The 17,909-nt window shown below is 44.5% G+C and carries 14 protein-coding genes; 5 read left to right on the top strand and 9 right to left on the bottom strand.

The features are described from left to right. Window positions 1–25: 25 nt before the first annotated feature. The 7 genes from ACX0G7_RS02955 to ACX0G7_RS02925 form a co-directional block, all read right to left on the bottom strand. On the bottom strand, window positions 26–466 hold the full coding sequence (locus tag ACX0G7_RS02955) for a GNAT family N-acetyltransferase (protein WP_458921926.1): 441 nt from the start codon (window positions 464–466) through the stop codon (window positions 26–28). 172 nt (window positions 467–638) lie between these two features. Next, window positions 639–1,025, bottom strand: coding sequence for an RNA recognition motif domain-containing protein (locus ACX0G7_RS02950; RefSeq protein WP_458921925.1), 387 nt, complete (start codon window positions 1,023–1,025; stop codon window positions 639–641). 205 nt (window positions 1,026–1,230) lie between these two features. Then, window positions 1,231–3,222 (bottom strand): alpha-ketoacid dehydrogenase subunit alpha/beta, encoded by a 1,992-nt coding sequence (locus tag ACX0G7_RS02945; protein WP_458921924.1) that lies wholly within the window; start codon window positions 3,220–3,222, stop codon window positions 1,231–1,233. A gap of 2 nt (window positions 3,223–3,224) precedes the next feature. After that, window positions 3,225–3,581 (bottom strand): phage holin family protein, encoded by a 357-nt coding sequence (locus tag ACX0G7_RS02940; protein ID WP_458921923.1) that lies wholly within the window; start codon window positions 3,579–3,581, stop codon window positions 3,225–3,227. Between the two features lie 42 nt (window positions 3,582–3,623). Beyond that, window positions 3,624–4,910, bottom strand: a complete 1,287-nt coding sequence (locus ACX0G7_RS02935; RefSeq protein ID WP_458921922.1) for a M16 family metallopeptidase — start codon at window positions 4,908–4,910, stop codon at window positions 3,624–3,626. 72 nt (window positions 4,911–4,982) lie between these two features. Continuing rightward, window positions 4,983–6,221 carry a M16 family metallopeptidase gene (locus tag ACX0G7_RS02930; protein ID WP_458921921.1) on the bottom strand — a complete coding sequence of 413 codons (1,239 nt, stop codon included), beginning with the start codon at window positions 6,219–6,221 and terminating at the stop codon, window positions 4,983–4,985. Between the two features lie 77 nt (window positions 6,222–6,298). Further along, window positions 6,299–7,489, bottom strand: a complete 1,191-nt coding sequence (locus ACX0G7_RS02925) for an aspartyl protease family protein (protein ID WP_458921920.1) — start codon at window positions 7,487–7,489, stop codon at window positions 6,299–6,301. Window positions 7,490–7,649: 160 nt separating this feature from the next. Here ACX0G7_RS02925 and mqnC point away from each other — a divergent pair, with 160 nt between their 5' ends. From mqnC to ACX0G7_RS02905, 4 genes are all read left to right on the top strand, one after another. Beyond that, window positions 7,650–8,771: a cyclic dehypoxanthinyl futalosine synthase gene (gene mqnC / locus ACX0G7_RS02920; protein WP_458921919.1), complete on the top strand. Its 1,122-nt coding sequence runs from the start codon at window positions 7,650–7,652 to the stop codon at window positions 8,769–8,771. 36 nt (window positions 8,772–8,807) lie between these two features. Then, a complete protein-coding gene (locus tag ACX0G7_RS02915) occupies window positions 8,808–9,560 on the top strand; it encodes a DUF4184 family protein (protein WP_458921918.1) in 753 nt (250 codons plus the stop codon). A gap of 155 nt (window positions 9,561–9,715) precedes the next feature. Further along, a complete protein-coding gene (locus ACX0G7_RS02910) occupies window positions 9,716–14,086 on the top strand; it encodes a response regulator (protein WP_458921917.1) in 4,371 nt (1,456 codons plus the stop codon). Between the two features lie 94 nt (window positions 14,087–14,180). Continuing rightward, window positions 14,181–14,579: a hypothetical protein gene (locus ACX0G7_RS02905; RefSeq protein ID WP_458921916.1), complete on the top strand. Its 399-nt coding sequence runs from the start codon at window positions 14,181–14,183 to the stop codon at window positions 14,577–14,579. 217 nt (window positions 14,580–14,796) lie between these two features. On the opposite strand, the gene ACX0G7_RS02900 is transcribed toward ACX0G7_RS02905, so the two are convergent. Both ACX0G7_RS02900 and ACX0G7_RS02895 read right to left on the bottom strand, forming a co-directional pair. Continuing rightward, on the bottom strand, window positions 14,797–15,489 hold the full coding sequence (locus tag ACX0G7_RS02900; protein WP_458921915.1) for a response regulator transcription factor: 693 nt from the start codon (window positions 15,487–15,489) through the stop codon (window positions 14,797–14,799). An 18-nt stretch (window positions 15,490–15,507) separates the two neighbouring features. Beyond that, entirely contained in the window at window positions 15,508–16,977 is a 1,470-nt protein-coding gene (locus tag ACX0G7_RS02895; RefSeq protein WP_458921914.1) for a sensor histidine kinase, read from the bottom strand. A 124-nt stretch (window positions 16,978–17,101) separates the two neighbouring features. Here ACX0G7_RS02895 and ACX0G7_RS02890 point away from each other — a divergent pair, with 124 nt between their 5' ends. Then, window positions 17,102–17,899: a GLPGLI family protein gene (locus ACX0G7_RS02890; protein ID WP_458921913.1), complete on the top strand. Its 798-nt coding sequence runs from the start codon at window positions 17,102–17,104 to the stop codon at window positions 17,897–17,899. Window positions 17,900–17,909: the final 10 nt, after the last annotated feature.

Raw genomic sequence — 17,909 nt, 5'->3', positions numbered from 1 at the left:
TTATTTAAGAGATGTGAGTTATGTATCATTTCTGCAAATGAAGTATGGGATAAGGCTTCCCCATCCCATCGAGGGGCGAACGTTTGACAAGTGAAAAGCCCATCGCGTAATAGAAACCAACCGCCTGGGAGTTTTGTTCATTCACATCTACTTTTCGTATACCGAGTTCATCCACTGCATAATTCAGCAGGAACCTGCCTATCCCGGTTCCCCTTGCTGCGGGATGAATAAATAGCATTTCAATTTTTTCAGGTGTGGTGCCGATGAATCCTGATATGGCTCCGGAACTATCACGCACACACTTGAGACTTACCAGGTCAAAATATTGGTTCAGGATCAACCCGCGGAAGAACATGATGTCCTTTTCAGTGATGAAATCATGCGTGGCTCTAATCGATGCTTCCCAAACATCAATCAGTTCATTATAGTCTTCCCTGGTCACGCTATCAATCAGGTAACTATTCAAGAGAGATGGTATTTAAGTAGTGAAGCAACTGTTTACTCACGGTCAGGCACAAATGCTGTTCGTTTTATAGGGGTTATTAGAAATAAAAAACCTGGATACTTGTTTTGACAGATGCCGGCGACAGACGTCGATAACTTTTGTCAATCCAAATATCCAGGCACCTGTTATATTATCAATAACGATTGCGATCCCTGTTGTTGTCCCTGTTGCCGGGGCGATTGTTGAATCCTCCACCCGGAGCGCCACCACGATTGCCACCAGGTGCTCCGCCACGGTTTCCACCCGGAGCACCGCCCCGGTTACCGCCGCCGCCAGAACTTCTTTCTTCTGCCTGCTTTACCACTAATGGCTTCTTTCCGAGAGAAATATCGTTGAGGTTTTCAATTGCATCTTTTGCTTCTGCTTCATTTGGCATTTCCACAAAGGCAAATCCCCTGCTTTTGCCGGTTTCTTTGTCCATTGCAACTTTAGCTGAGGTGACAGCGCCGAATTTCTCAAAGATTTCCATCAGTTCTGCATCATCAAGATCATAAGGCAGCCCCGCTACAAAAAGGTTCATATATCTTTATTTTTTGTAAAAATACACAACTTATGTTGGTATTTGATTGCATCCCCCGGATGTATTTTGACAATGGGTAGAAATATTTTTTTTGATGCCGTCTTAACGTACAATTCCGAGAACATTTACCATGAAAGCACCGTTTGTTTGCTACCCGGATTCCTTCATATTTGAAGTTTAACCGTTGTTTGTTAGTCTCTTAAACTCAATATTCAAGTAATCTGTCCACGTAATCAGCAAGACGGCTTTTTGCCATAAAATTGTTTTCAAGTTCAATACTGAAAGGAACGGGCGTATCAAGGGAAGCGCATCTCAACACCGGTGCATCGAGCAGGTTAAAACAATGTTCACCTATCCAGGCAGCTATCTCCCCTCCGAGCCCCCCGGTGAGCGTATCTTCATGCAACACTATTACTTTACCTGTACGGGCAACTGATGAACTGATTGCGTTATAATCAAGTGGAAGTAAGGTACGAAGGTCCAATATGTCGAATGAAATATGTTGATTCTCCAGTGCGTATTCTGTTGCCCATTGAACTCCGGCGCCGTAAGTAATGATCGATATGTCATCGCCTTCTTCAACAAGCCTTGCTTTTCCGATCTCAACTTCATAGTATTCAGAAGGCACCTGTCCATGCGCACTTCGATATAATGCTTTGTGTTCAAAAAACATTACGGGGTTCGGGTCGTTTATGGCCGCAATCAGAAGTCCTTTTGCATCATAAGGAGTGGAAGGATATACAACCTTCAATCCGGGTGTATGTACAAACCAGGCTTCATTACTCTGGCTGTGAAAGGGACCGGCTCCCACTCCCCCGCCACATGGCATCCTTATAACAACATCTGCGTTTTGTCCCCAGCGATAGTAAATCTTAGCGAGGTTATTAACTATCTGGTTGAAACCAACGCTTACAAAGTCGGCAAACTGCATCTCAACAACACTCTTAATGCCAGACAAACTTAAACCAAGCGCAGCACCAATAATGGCACTTTCACATAGCGGCGTGTTGCGTATTCTGCTCTTACCATACATCTCGACAAATCCTTCAGTAATTTTAAATACACCCCCGTATTCAGCTATGTCCTGGCCCATAATCACCATCTCTTCATGTTTGTCCAGGCTCTGGCTGAGTCCTTCGCTTATTGCGTCGACAAACCGAAGGTCACGGTGTTCCTTAACCGAATTATTACTTTCGTCGGGGACGAAACTTTTTGAGGAAGGCGCATACACATCACCAAGTTCCAGTGATGAATCAGGTTGAGGTTTTGGGGACTCGAATCCTGATCTGACTTCTTCTTCGATATGTTCTTTGATACCTGACCGGATGGCTTCACTTTCTTCCGGGGATAATACGCCCTCTGCTGAAAGATATTCTTCAAACCTTGCTACCGGGTCCTTCATCTGCCAGATCTCGAAAAGATGTTCCGGTACGTATTTCACTCCACTGGCCTCTTCATGTCCACGCATACGGAAGGTGGCGCATTCTATCAGGAAAGGTTTCTGATTTTTTATACAATAATTCCTTACTCCTTTTATGGTATCATAAACGGTAAGCAGGTTATTTCCGTCTATTTTCACAGCATCCATGCCATAACCCTTTGCCTTTTCCGTAAGACTACCACAACGGTACTGCTCACGTGTTGGCGTACTCAGCGCATAACCATTGTTTTCAATAATGAAGATCACGGGCAGCTCCCAAACCGCTGCAGTGTTCAGGGCTTCGTGAAAATCGCCTTCACTGGTGCCACCTTCTCCTGAAAATGCGACGGCAACTTTATGTTCCTGGCGAAGTTTGTGTGCAAGGGCTACACCATCTGCTATAGCCAGTTGTGGGCCGAGGTGTGAGATCATACCACAGATATGATGCGCGGCGGATCCGAAATGAAAACTACGTTCACGACCCTTGCTGTAACCGTCCTGGCTTCCCTGCCATTGCCTGATAAGTTTATTCAACGGCATTCCTCTCGTGGTGAATATGCCAAGGTTGCGATGCAGCGGCATCACCCATTCATCGTTTTCCAGCGCAAGTGCTGCGCCTACAGATATTGCTTCCTGGCCAATACCACTGAACCATTTACTGATCCGTCCCTGCCTTAAGAGCAAGAGCATTTTTTCTTCAATCATCCGCGGAAGCAATAGAGCCTTGTAAAAACTTTTCAGTTCATCGTCAGAGAGGTTCTTCCGGTCGAAGTGCATAGCTATGAATTATGAGATTTCTTTATTTTTTCTTCCCGGTACATCAGCGATGTGACGAGTGATAAAAGCAAACTGAAGAGTAGTGCCCACCAGAAGCCGTCAACCTTGAACCCGGTGATGATGTACTCAGCAAACAGGATTATGAGTGCATTTATCACAAACAGAAAGAGACCAAGTGTAGCCAGGGTTATGGGAAAAGTTAACAGTATGAGTAAAGGTTTTACGAAAGCATTCAGAATGGCGAGCACAAATGCTACCAGGATCGCGGTCCAGAATGTATCTATCGAAATGCCCTCAAGTATATACGATAGCCCGAACGCAACAATAGAAGTCACGATGATGCGCATGATGAACTTCATGAGAATGATTTTATGCCTTACAAGTTACATATAAACCAAGTATCAGATCACTACCAATTCGTAAAAGTCGGTTGGCTGAAGATATTTATTGGCAAGGGCTTTTAATTCTTCTGCGGAAACAGTTTTGATAACATTAATGCTATTATAAAAATATTCAGGTGAAAGATTGTTAAGTATCATGCTTTTCCATCGGGCCGCAACGTGAAAGGGACCATCAAGGTCGCCCAGGATGCTTCCGATCATACTGTTTCTTGTCATCAGCAGTTCTTCCTCGTCAATCTCTTCTTCCCGAAGGATAAACATTTCTTTATACACTTCGTCAATAGTTGCTTCAGCTACGTCGCGTCCGGCTTCGGTACTGATCATCAGACCGCTGTTATGAATGAAGTTGAGCAAATAGCTATGAATGCCATATGTATATCCCTTATCCTCCCGGATATTGGTCATCAGCCTCGAACCAAAGAAGCCACCAAAAAGATTATTCAAAACATTCATTTTCTGGAAATCAGGGTGATGGCGGGTTGGAAAGGGACGCATGATCCTGATTGCTGCCTGTACCCCGTCCGGATCATTAGTGATCCGGTATTTTTTTTCTGTAGCCGGCTCCAGCTTATGTTCAATAATGGAATGTTCAGCACGATGTGATCTCAATGGCAGCTTTCCAAAAGAGGACTCCAGTTGTTCAATGATATCTGCAGGAAGTTTCCCTGAAACAAATATCACGCAACGCCCGTTTTTATAGTATTGCTCATAAAATTCAACAATCTGTTCACGATTTAAGGCTTCATAATCTGCCGGCATGCTGTATTTGCCATAAGGGTGATTTTCACCAAACATATAGGCATCTATGAGGCGCCCTGCTACGAATTCAGATTTTTTCAACCCAACGGTTAACTTCTGAATTGAATTCCGCTTGAATGTAGCCAGCTCTTCTTCAGAGAAAACAGAGTCGGTTATCAGTTCGCCAACAACGGGCAGCAGCTCGTGTACATGTTTCGTGAGACAATGCAAAACCAACTCTGCAGTTTCGCTGTAACAGGACCTGTTAAGGTATGAACCAAAATATTCGAAATGTTCGTTGATCTGGAAAGCAGACTTATTGGTGGTGCCATTTTTCAGGAGATGATTGGCAGCAGAAGCGACCAGCTTCTTTGGCTCGTACCAGTTCCCGGCAAAAAACACCCAGTTTATCATCATCGCGTCTTCTGTTCCCATGTTGATCGCATACACCTCCACACCGTTCGACAATACATGTTTATCGCTCATCGGCAGGCGGATATCGAAATCCACGGCATCTTTAATCAATGGCGCTTCCGTTCTGTTCAGCATATTTTACTATTATAAGAAATCCTGAGCCGGTATAACCGGCTGCTGTTTTTAAAAATTTATTGATGTAATATTTTACCCGGCGCGACGGTAGTACAAAGTATTTGAATTTTTTTCATCGAAGATCTGACGGCTGTATTCAAGAATATCATCCATGGTGACAGCAGCATATTTTTCCCTGTCAGAGTTAAAAAGAGACGCATCGCCGAGGAGTTCGTAAAATGCCAGGCTGTTTGCACGGGCCATAACACTCATGTCTTCAAAAGTGATGGCAGATTCTGTTTTGTTTTTCACCTTGGTCAGTTCTTTCTCGGTAATGCCATCGCGTTTTAAAAGATCGAGTATTTCATCAACTGCTTTCTCGGCATCTTCCAGCGTAACGCCTTTGACCAGCTTGCCCTCTATGGTTAATAACCCACGATCAACAGTCCCCTGGTGATAACATTCGATATTTGAAAACAGCTTTTTCTCTTTTACAAGAGACTGATATAACCGTGATGATCCACCGCCGCCAAGTATTTCAGAAATAAGGTCAGCCACATAATACCCATGGGCCAGTCTGCCATCCATATGCCAGCACTTATAGAGTGCATCCAGCGGTACATCGGCCTTCACCTCGGTTCTTCTCGGCATTTTCTGAACGGGTTCTTCAGGAATGTTGCGAACATATTTTTCACCAGGAGGTATGGTGCCAAACCACTTTTCAGCCAAAACCTTTACCTCTTCGGTTTTAACATTTCCTGCAACGACCATGATGGCGTTTATGGGATTATAGTGTTTCGCAAAAAAGTTTTTTACATCGGGAAGGCTGGCTTCTTCGATATGACTCAGTTCTTTGCCAATGGTCATCCATTTATAGGGATGTTTTTCATAGGCCATTTCTCTCATCTTGAACCAAACATCACCGTAGGGCTTATTGATATAATGTTCTTTGAACTCTTCAGAAACCACTTTACGCTGAACATCGAGACTTTTCTCATTGAAAGCCAGTGATAACATCCGGTCGCTTTCGAGCCAGAAGGCAGTTTCCAGGTTTTCTGAAGGTATCTGGATGTAGTAATTCGTTACATCATTGCTGGTATAAGCATTGTTTTCACCCCCGGCCATCTGCAGGGGAGTTTCGAAGTCGTCAATGTTGACGCTTCCGCCAAACATCAGGTGTTCAAAGAGGTGGGCAAAGCCTGTTTTTAAAGGATCCTCATCTTTTGACCCTACATCATACATAACATTTAAAATTGCCATCGGGGTGGAATGGTCCTCATGCACCAGTACTCTCAACCCATTACCCAGGGTAAATCTTTCAAAATTTATCATACATTCTTCTAATTTCTCGGACAGCAAAATAACAATACTTTGATGGATAAGTTGAGGGGTAAATCAAGATTTCCGGCTCAGACGATACTCTTTACCTTCAATGTAACAATCATCGGGGTGCCTTCCCGCATAACGAGGATCTTGACTTTCTGACCGGGTGTCTGGAGCAGGCTCTTATAAATCTGGATATTGCGGGTGAAATTATTGCTCACCGCCATGATGATATCGCCCGGTTTGAGACCGGCAGCTTCGGAAGGAGAATTGGGCATAACATCCACCACTACTATCTCCCCCTCAATCATGTAAATGCCGAGACCCGTATACGAATAATCAAACGGGTCCTTGAAGTGTGAATTTGGAATAAGGTACAGATCGCGCCGTTCGTAGTTCATAATGAGATTGAACCGCCTGAGTAGGTCATTCCCGATCAGGCCACCGAGGTACGGGTAAGAAGTAACATTGTATTCATCGTCAAAGATATATGTTGGCACCTTCTTGAACTTATAAGGTCCGATCTTCACCTGTTTTATCACCCCTTGTCGCATAGGCGCCTTTCCTCCCAGGCCTTCAGCCTGCGTAACATAGAACTTCCGTTTGGGGCTTATAAAAATGCTGTCGCTGACAAAATCTGAAGATAAAAGCAGGCACATCCCTGCCCCGGTGTCGAAGTAAAATCTCGGATTCAGTTCTTTTTCATCTTTGATATTTACATTAAAAACGGGAATGTTTATCAGGGATGGTTTGATCAAAAAGCCGCCCCTAGGGTACTTCATGCGGCCTTTGCTGTATACAAAGATCCGCAGGCTGTCATAATTTACCATCACGATATAACGCGAAAGAAAACTGTAGCCAATGATTCCGTCGATTTTTTCGCCGTAAGCACTGGAGAGTATTTCATAGTCGTTTATGTGGAAGTTGAGACTATCAACAGTTAACCCCGGTAGTTTCAGTGATCGGTTATAGGCAAAACGCACCCGCCGGATGCCCGCAATTCCCCTGATTGTACGATCGCTGAGTTCAGTTTTAACTTTCAAAGCATCAACAGTTGCGGAATCCAGCGAAATGCCTCCGCTACCTGTATCAAGTATGAAGTTGAGCGTGTCCGGATGTTTCTCTAGCTGAACCTTAATAGTAATAATTCCACCTGTCAACAGGTGGAAAGGAAAGCTGGTGATGAGTTTGGCCGGTGGTGGCACAAATTCTTCCTGCGCCTTAACGGACACTGAAACTAACAGGAGGCAAAATAACAATCGGCAAAGCAGTCGCATGATAAGCTCTTACATTTATCCAGTCTAAGAGCTAATAAGTTATGATTTATTTCGACGCCCGCACCCGCCGCTCCTGTAAAATTTTGAGGTTATGGCAATGAAAGCCGGTTAAACTTTAAGGTCAGTCAATCGTTTAGTATTTTTGCTCAATTCTTTTTATATGACTGCAGACCTACTGTATGACCGTGCCCTTGATTTTGACTTTCTATCTGTTGAAGAGGGTGTCTATTTATTTGAGAACGCTCCGCTTACTGAACTGATGTATGTTGCCGACGAGCTCCGGAAAAAACAGGTACCCCATGGTAAGGTCACCTGGCAGATCGACCGAAACGTCAATACAACAAATGTTTGCCTCGCAAATTGTAAATTCTGCAACTTCTACCGGGTTCCGGGTCATGCGGATGCATATATTACTGATATTGAAACGTATAAGAAGAAAATTGAAGAAACCATCCGCTGGGGTGGAGACCAGCTGTTACTCCAGGGAGGACACCATCCGGATCTCGGACTTTCTTTTTATGTTGATTTGTTCAGCACGCTGAAATCCCTTTACCCGAATATAAAACTACACACACTCGGACCCCCTGAGATTGCACACATCACCAAACTCGAAAAGTCCACACACCGGGAGGTTCTGATAGCACTGAAAAAAGCCGGAATGGATAGCCTGCCAGGGGCCGGTGCCGAGATACTGACGGACCGGGTTCGCCGGCTGATCTCCAAAGGAAAATGTGGAGCCCAGGAGTGGCTGGATATCATGCATGAGGCCCATAAACTAAGGATAACCAGCTCTGCGACCATGATGTTCGGACATGTTGAAACGATTACGGAACGATTCGAACACCTGGCTAAGATCCGCGAGGTTCAATCCCGTAAGCCGGAAGATGCCCATGGCTTCCTGGCTTTCATTCCCTGGACCTTCCAGGATGTAGACACATTGTTGGCAAGGATACGAGGGGTACATAACCTTACTACCCAGGAAGAATACATCAGGATGATTGCTATGAGCCGGATCATGCTGCCTAACGTGAAAAACATCCAGGCGTCCTGGCTCACTGTGGGGAAACAGACTGCCCAACTCTGTCTCCAGGCAGGGGCAAACGATTTTGGAAGTATAATGCTGGAAGAAAATGTGGTCAGCGCTGCAGGAGCCCCGCATCGTTTTACCTCGAAAAGTATACAGGAAGCTATTGTTGAAGCAGGGTTTGTACCTCAGCTTCGGAATCAGCAATACGAATGGCGGGTATTACCCGAGATGGAAGAACAGGTTATTGATTATTAAGATTTTCTTTAACTTGGTATTCACTAAAATTCCGACATGCCCTTTACCCTGGCCCACCCGGCACTTGTGCTGCCGTTAAATCTGCTGCCTAAAAAGTGGTTTTCAATAACAGGATTGGTGATTGGTAGCCTGGCGCCTGACCTCCAGGCATTTTTCTCAACTGAAACAGGTAAAACAGCAACGCATACCTGGTGGGGAATACTTTGGTTCTGTATCCCGGTGAGCATCGTGCTTAGTTTTTTATACCATCTGTCGGTCAGAGAGATGCTGATCACGCATCTTCCGCGATTCCTTCAACTGAAATATATCCGCTATAAGGATCTTGATTGGGTCTCCACATTTAAAAAAAACTGGCTGGTTATTATTATTTCGATTGCCATCGGTGCGGCTTCACATCTTTTCTGGGACAGTTTTTCTCATTTTGAAGGGTTTTTTATCAAGGGAAATACCGCCTTGCAGGGCAATACAACGATCCGGGGCCGATCAGTTGAGATACCGTTCGTTATCCAATATCTTAACACAGGGATAGGCTTGCTGATAGTACTTATCGCGATGCTGCAGGTTCCGCGTTGCCACAATGTCCGGATAAGAATCGTGATCATGAAGTACTGGCTTGTGTTGGCGCTGATTGCGGGTGTTCTTGTTTTGTTAAGGCTCGAAGCAATGGAATCAGAAAAACTGGATGATATGCTTACAGCAGCTATATCAACCTTTGCCGTGGCACTACTGATTACTTCGCTGCTTTTTAAGCAAGGCTTGATCAAGGATGCCTGGAATACTGCGAAATGACCTCGTCAACATGCGTGATCTCTATTGTTTTAGACCGAAAAGCGGGTAATTTTTTCAGGGTTAACTCTTACCAAAAAAAATATATATAGTCTGCTGTTCAATAGAAAGCATTGTTTCAGAGTTATTTAATCGGGCAACTACCCTGTTGAAAAACCATGAACAGTCCTTTCCGCAATTCCATTCGCATAGCTGTAGTTTTACTGGCAGGGGTCCTGCTGTTTAACTTTTTCAGCTATTACGCTATGCGGATCCGATCAGGAAGTAGCCAAAAAATGGTTGGGTTTGTGAACCAGGCTGCCAGTCAGCGTGCCCTCAGCCGCTCTATCACCACCGATGCCCTCATCCTTCTAAATGGGAATTTCGACGATACAAAACGCCAGGAGCTGAAGCGTCAGCTGCGGGCAAATATCGATAGCTTTCTGATCACGAGGCATCGCCTCAGGAGCAGTTTCCAAATGCCCGAAGTGCCCCGGAAACAGTCAGATGAAATTTTCGAACTACTCAGAAAAAGTGACCTCGCATTTAATAAAATGGTCAGTACAACGCGGGAAGTGCTTGCAGCAGACTCACAGACTTTAAAACGAAACGCCGCCCGCTATACTGCTGAAATTCTTCAGATCGAAAAAACCGTCCAGCCAATAACAGCCGGCATCACCGAAAAGTATTCAGCCATTGTTGATGGAAAAATAGAAGAATCTTCGAATACCAATACGGGGAAGCTTATCTCCCTGGTAATTGCGCTTGCATGCCTTGTGTTGCTTGGACTGGAACCATTGTTCAGAAGTAATCAAAAAAATTACGCTGAATTACAGTTAGCCCGGAATGAATTACTCCAGGAAAAAAAATACCTCACCTCCATCCTCAATTCACAAACGAACTATGTAATACGGATAGACAAAACAGGCAACTTTACCTTTGCAAACCCCGAATTCCTCACAACCTTCAGGTACAATGAGAAAGAGGTACTGAAAATGACTTATTTCAGTTCCATCTTTCCAAAGGACTTACTGAGATGTCAGCAGTTGGCAGATGAATGCTGGAAAAATCCCGGGAAGATCCATCGGCTCCTGATCAGGAAACCTGTAAACGGCACAAAAGAATATTTGTGGACGGAGTGGGAGTTCATCTCCCTCCAAAATGAAAATGGAGTCGTTTTCGAGATCCAGGGAATCGGGGTAAATGTTACAGACAAAGTAAGAGCGGAAGAGATGAAAAAAGATGCGATCCGGACCTCTTCTTATGCCATGACTTATGCACGCATGGGATCATGGAAACTTGACTTCATTTCCCAGCAGATAGAGCTCAGTAAAGAGTTTCTTAGCCTGCTTGAAGTATCCGGGCATGAATCAAAAAGTTTTTCGCTGGAGGTACTCATCCGGGACTTTATTTTTTTCGAGGACCAGAATCTGTTCATCAGCGAAATTTCAAAGGCGCTGCAAAACAAGCAGTTGAAAGACTATGAAGCGCAGTTTTCCATCAGGGTTTACACCAAATCACAGAAACTGCGGTATCTGTTCATCAAAGGGAAAGTGATAGACGAAACAAATGGATTTGGAATTGCGCAGGATATTACCGCCCAGAAGGAAGCTGAACAAGCATTGCTCAACAGCGAACAGAAATTCAGGTTGCTCGCTCAGCATTCGGAAGATATTATAACGGAAAACCTGCCCGACGGAACCATAATCTATGCTTCCCCTTCAGTTAAAAAAGTACTTGGATATTTACCTTCGGAGGTGGAAGGAAACGATATCCTGGCCTATGTACACCGGGAGGACAAGGCGAAGTTTGAACAGTGGGATAGGGGCGAACTACAAGCGGGAATTGAATTCCGTACCCTAAGATACAGGATGCAGAAAAAGGACGAGGATTATATCTGGCTGGAAACAATTATGAAACCGGTGAAAGAAGGCGGAGTGATTGTAAAATTTATCTGTACCTCCAGAAACATCTCGGAACGAAAAAAATCAGAAGCGGAAAGGGAACAATTGCTGGCAGAGGTGCGTCAGTCGGAAGAACTTTTACGAACCGTTATCAATTCAACACCGGACTGGATTTATATAAAGGACCTCGGCCATCGTTACCTGCTGGTGAACCAGGCCTACGCGGATTCAATGCATATGTCCACCCAGGAGTTTGTAGGGAAAAATGATCTTGAAATTGGCCAGCAGGAAGAGTTTGTTAAAGGCAATGAAAGGAAGGGCATTCGTGGTTTCTGGACGGATGACCAGGAAGTTATCAAAACGGGGAAAACAAAGTTTATTCTGGAAGAACCGAATTTTATAGACGGCAAACCGCAAATAATGAGTACTGTTAAGGTGCCATTGCGTGATACCGAAGGATATGTATGGGGCGTACTCGGGTTTTCTCATAACATCACTGAACAAAAGCAGGTAGAAGAGAGCCTGCGGAGAAAGGACCAGCTTCTGCAGGCTATTGCCGAGGCAACCCATCAGCTCATAAGTAACAACAACCTGGAAGACGCCATCGGCGAAGCAATTCAATTGCTTGCCATCAAGATGCAGGTTGATGCAGTGAATGTTTACAAGAATGAATTTGACCAGCAACATAATAACCTTGTTTGCAACCAGATACTGCATTGGGAAAGCGGCAGGGAAGAACTGGTCCAACACGCTCCCGAATACCAGAATGTGATTGTTGACATGACTAACCCGATTTTTTCAACCCTTGCCAGGGATGAAATCTATTTCAGCAAGGTCAGGGACATACAGCATGAAGCGACGAGGGCCGATTTTGAACGCAGGGGATTAATGTCCACTGCCATCCTACCGATCTTCACCCTGCACCGCTTCTGGGGATTTGTGGGCTTTGGGGATGCAAAAGACGAAAGAGACTGGACGATCACAGAGTTTTCGATACTGCAGTCATTTGGATCAACACTCGCGGCCGCCATCGAACGTAAGCAAATGGAACAGGAGCTGGTAGGTGCAAAGGATATGGCAGAAACGGCGAGCCGTGCAAAAAGTGAATTTATGGCGACCATGAGCCATGAACTTCGCACACCGATGAATGGCATCATTGGGTTTACCGACCTGGTGCTGACATCAGAACTGCAAAAATCACAACGGGATTACCTTGATAATGTCAAGAAGTCTGCCTACGGCCTGTTGAATGTCATCAACGATATTCTTGATTTCTCAAAAATCGAGGCAGGCAAATTATTGATCGATAATACTGTTTTCAGGCTTGATGAACTGGTAGAAGAAACCATCGACATCCTGATTGTGAAGGCGTTTGAAAAGAATCTCGAGATGATCTGCCATATTGATCCTGAGCTGCCTTCCCAGTTCCTGGGTGATCCGGTGCGTATCAGGCAGATATTGGTAAACCTGCTGGGTAATGCCATCAAATTCACTCAGGAAGGGGAAATCCTCGTGTCGGTAACCAAAGCCGGCTCAGTTTATACCAAGGATACGCACGCATACCTTGACATCGAAATAGCGGTGAAGGATACGGGAATCGGAATCTCACGTGAAAAAATCAAGAAAATCTTTGAAAGCTTTACGCAGGCAGACTCCTCTACCACAAGAAGATATGGTGGAACAGGACTGGGTCTCACCATCTCAAAAAGCCTTGCTGATCTGATGAAAGGTGACCTGACCGTACAAAGTGACATTGGTGACGGTAGTATTTTCAAACTGCACCTTTCGTTGAAAATTGTAAATGAAAAACCGCAGTTGTCAAATGAACATACACCGCCACTAAAAAATGTGCTCATAGTTGATGATAATCTGACCAACCGCCTTATGATGGCTGATATGTTCAGGTATTTCAATATCAACTGCGAGATCACTGCCGGGCCTGCACAGGCGATCAGTGCGCTTGAGCGGATGAAAAGAGAAAATAATAATCCGGATCTGATCATCACCGATAATAATATGCCCGAAATGAATGGCATACAACTCACTAAGGAAATACGGTACCAGCACAAGTATCCGAACCCTGTGGTCCTGATGTTGTCATCTCTGGAAAAAAACCTTTATCAGCACGAGGCCGACAAAGCCGGCGTTCATAAGATGCTCACCAAACCGGTAAAGCTTCATGAGCTTTACGCCTTACTCTGTTCATTTTTCAGTAGCGCACAGCCGGCTCCGCGTATCCAGGCGAAAATCCCGGTGATTGAGCGAATTGCTGATTCTGCCTCCATCATGGTAGTTGAGGACGATGCCATCAATATGATGCTTATTTCGGAGGTACTAGGCAAAATGGGTTTTGAAGTAATCAAGGCAAACAATGGAAAACAGGCACTTAGTATCCTGCAGGAACAGGAGCCCGTACTGATTTTCATGGATGTAAATATGCCTGAGATGGATGGGTTTGCAACTACCCGGATGATCAGGAAAATGGAGGGAGTTTACGCCACCCTGCCAATCATCGCGTTGACCGCTGATGCCATGCTTGGTGATAAAGAAAAATGTATCGAGGCAGGCATGACCGACTACATCTCCAAGCCTTTCCGCCTGGAGGAAATCGAATCTGTGCTGAAGGCCCGGATGCTCGTTGTCTAAAAAAAAAATCTCAGCATACAACCCCCGGGTTATTTTGATCATCATTATCCGATAACAGGTACTCGATTTTTCACTGTTCAATAATACGGAAAAGATGAAGTCATTGTTTAGCCGCAGGAAACCTGTAGCATACATCAGCGACAGTCCTTCAACATTCAATGGTGGCAGGTTATTGTCAGCAGGAACGGTTTCGGGAAAAACACAGGGTGGTCAAAAAACCATCTCTCTTTTATTCTGCATATTGATGGATGTTATCGGATATGCTACTTACAGCATTCCCTTCCTTGGTGAGTTCGGCGATCTTCTCTGGGCACCAATATCTGCAGTAATATTTTATAAAACATTTGGTGGCTGGAAAGGCGCTTTCGGAGGTGTTTTCAACTTCCTGGAAGAGTTGTTGCCATTTACGGATTTTGTCCCAAGCTTTACGATAATGTGGCTGCTTCGTTCGAGGTTCTCCTTTATGCCCGATCTGAAGACGGCGAAAGGTTAACCAGGGATAAGCCTGGGGTCCAGGTCGTTTGATCACTGTTTGTCTTCGAATGATAGATCGGTGTTCGTCAATGCACGGTAGACCGGTGTTCGTCAATGCATGAGAGATCGGTGTTCGTCAATCCATGAAACACCTGTGTTTGTCATGCGTGATTAACCGGTGTTCCTCTACGAAAGATAAACCGTATTCCCCTATCAAATAATGAAGAAGCGTTCGTCTACGAAATAATGAAGCGGTAGCCAACTCCTTTAATTGTCAGAATTTCAATCGATTCGTCCATGCGCAGATAACTTCTCAGTTTAGTAATATAGACGTCCAGGTTTCTTGAATTAAAAAACGAGTCGTTCCCCCAAAGCAGGTTGAGAATATCTTTCCTGTCGATGATCCGTTCCCGGTTCTGATAAAGCAATTTCAACAACTCGCTTTCCCGGAAGGACAGCTTCTTTTCATCGTTACCCGTCACCAGGACCTGCCTGTTTAAGTGAAACAGGTATTTCCCAAGCCGCAGCTGTTCCTGTGGCGGTTCTTCCTTATGTGTATTATTGCGGTGCTTTAATGCATTATCGATCCTTACGATCAGCTCCTCCATACTAAATGGCTTCCTTATATAGTCGTTGGCACCTAGTGAAAAGCCCTTCACCAGGTCAGTAGTTTGTGTTTTTGCAGTGAGAAAGATAATAGGTACCGCCTGATCGATTGACCGGATCTCTTCTGCAATAGCGAAACCATCCTTGTTGGGCAACATTACGTCCAGAACACAGACATCGGGTTTTGCCTGCCTGAATGAATCAAAAACATTAGCGCCATCTGTTTCCATGATCACATCAAAGTTTCTTGTCTCCAGGCTTTCACGTACGATCTTGCCAAGAAACAATTCATCTTCAACATAAAGCACCCTGATCTTATTCATTCCTGGATTATTTTGCTATTAAATGATTTTTGGTAACGTAACGATAAACGTGCTTCCGGCACCGGTTTCGGTCTCGACCGCAATTTTGCCATGATGCCTTTGAATAACATAGGCAACATAACTTAATCCAAGCCCGTAGCCTTTAACGTTATGATGATCGCCGGTAGGAACGCGAAAGAATTTGTCGAAAACTTTCTCCTTATATTCACCGGGGATCCCGACCCCATTGTCTGCTACAACAAATTCCAGTTCATCAGCATTTTCTTTCACACCTATGCGGATTACAGGATTCCCCTTACTGTATTTGAGCGCATTATCAAGCAAATTATAAATTACACTTGTAATATGCAGCCGGTCTGCTGTAAGCGGCAGAGGTTTGTCCGGGAGTTCGAGTTTGATAGTTGCACGAAATTTTTCAAACTGCAACCTCATGGATGCAACAACTTCTTCAATCAGCTGCCTGAGATCAAAAGTTTCGTTTTTCAATTCAATCTCCTGCTTTTCGAACATAGATAGTTTAAGCACCTTATCAACAAGCAGTGACAAACGTTGCAGTTCATTTGCTGATATGGAAAGATATTCCTGTGTCCGTTTTGGGTCGTCAAGCGCGTTGAAGTTTTTCAAAGCTTCCACAGCCACACTGACGGTGGCAATAGGCGTTTTTAGTTCATGTGTTATGTTGCTTATAAAATCATTTTTTAGCTGTGTGAGCCTTCGCTGTCTTACGAGGTTACGGTACATCACAATAAATGAAATTGTCGTAAGCGCCACCAGGAGCACTGAAACAAGGATCTGGGGCAACATTTTTTTAAAAAGATATATTCCGGTTTGCTGTAGCTCAAGTCTAAAGATAAGCGGACGGGAAAACCCGATTACTACCTCGTTGGAAGACTCGAGGTTATCCGACCTGACGCGGTGACCGGGTTGAATCGGAATCCGGTTAATTACAAAGGGAATGTTGATCCCTTCTTTCTGCAATGCCACGCTTAGTCTCCTGTTGATGTCCGGAATTGTCAACGAGTCCTGCACCATATCAACCCCTTCCAATACTTCATAAAAAAAGTCTCCTTTACGGGTAATGTTGATATTGCGTTTTTGAGGAAGCTCCTTGAGATGTAATTCCGGAAGCGAGTCTGGCGTTGTTGTGAACACGGTATCATGGTTGTCACTACGACTTCTTAGTTTAAGCATCACCCGTTTTTCACCGGGAACGGTTGAGTCCACTATCTGCATCCTGTTTTGTACATTACTGAGGACTCGAATGGCTTCGACTTTATCTCCAATTTTGATAGTCCCTGCAGTGTCCAGGTTAAACCTTGCTGCCTGTGATTCAAAGATCGATTCCCTGAAAAGCACATTGGTTCTTATGTTCAGTGTTTGTTTTTCATCTCCAAACGTTTTGTATAACCAGTAGCCCTGGAAGAAAGCAATGGCCAATATTGCGAGCAACATTAAGCCGATGGGTATATATTTCCTTCTGCTGGTCATGATTGACAAAAATATAGGATTCGATTTCAGGCCTGGTAAATCATTAACCTTAATTAACAATAAACCAAGGTGCATTAACCTCCCTGCTTGCCAGGCTGGAATAGATTTGAACAAATTATTTTTTATGAAACGATATTGGATTACCGGCCTCGCCCTGACGGCGTTTTTCCAGTTGCAGGCACAGCAGCAGGAAGGTAGAATATTATATGAAAGGACCACCCAGCTGCAGTTAAGAATAGCAGATATAGGAGATGGAATGGAAAGAAATGTACCCCAGTCAAGGACCGATAAGATGGAAGTGCTGTTTGGAAAAAATCAGTCGTTAAGACGACCTGTGATAGACGAGACCCCTGAACCTACTGACTTTGGAGGGGGCCAGATTGTGATACGGACCTTTGGCGGTGGTGCAGAGGATGTTTCCTACTACAATTATGAAGAGAAGAGAATGGTTGACCAGCGGGAGTTTGCAGGTAAGAAATACATCATCAGTGATAGCATTCGTCCATTGCAATGGAAGTTAACCGGGGAATCAAAATCCATCCTGGGCCTGCCATGCCAGCAAGCTAAGGCACAGCGGATATCCACAAGTATGCGAACCATGGTGAACAATGGAGAAACAACCAGGACAGAGATGGCTGATACAGCAAACATTGTAGCCTGGTTTACCCCCGCAATAGCGGTACCTACGGGACCCGAATACCAGGGGCAACTACCCGGCGCCATCCTCGAAATTAACGTCAACGACGGAAGGACAGTTTACAAAGCATTGGAAATCTCACCCAAGACTGATCTTGCCCTGATCAAAGAGCCGAAATCAGGTAAAAAAGTGACGCCAAAGGAATTTGCAAATGAACAGCAAAAGATGATTCAGGAAATGCAGCGGAATAACGGAGGAAGAAACCAGACGATCAGAATAAATTAGACATTGAACA

Source organism: Flavitalea antarctica, assembly GCF_054461535.1.
The sequence above is the reverse complement of the archived record's forward strand: the minus strand, read 5'-3'. Positions and strand labels throughout refer to the sequence as shown.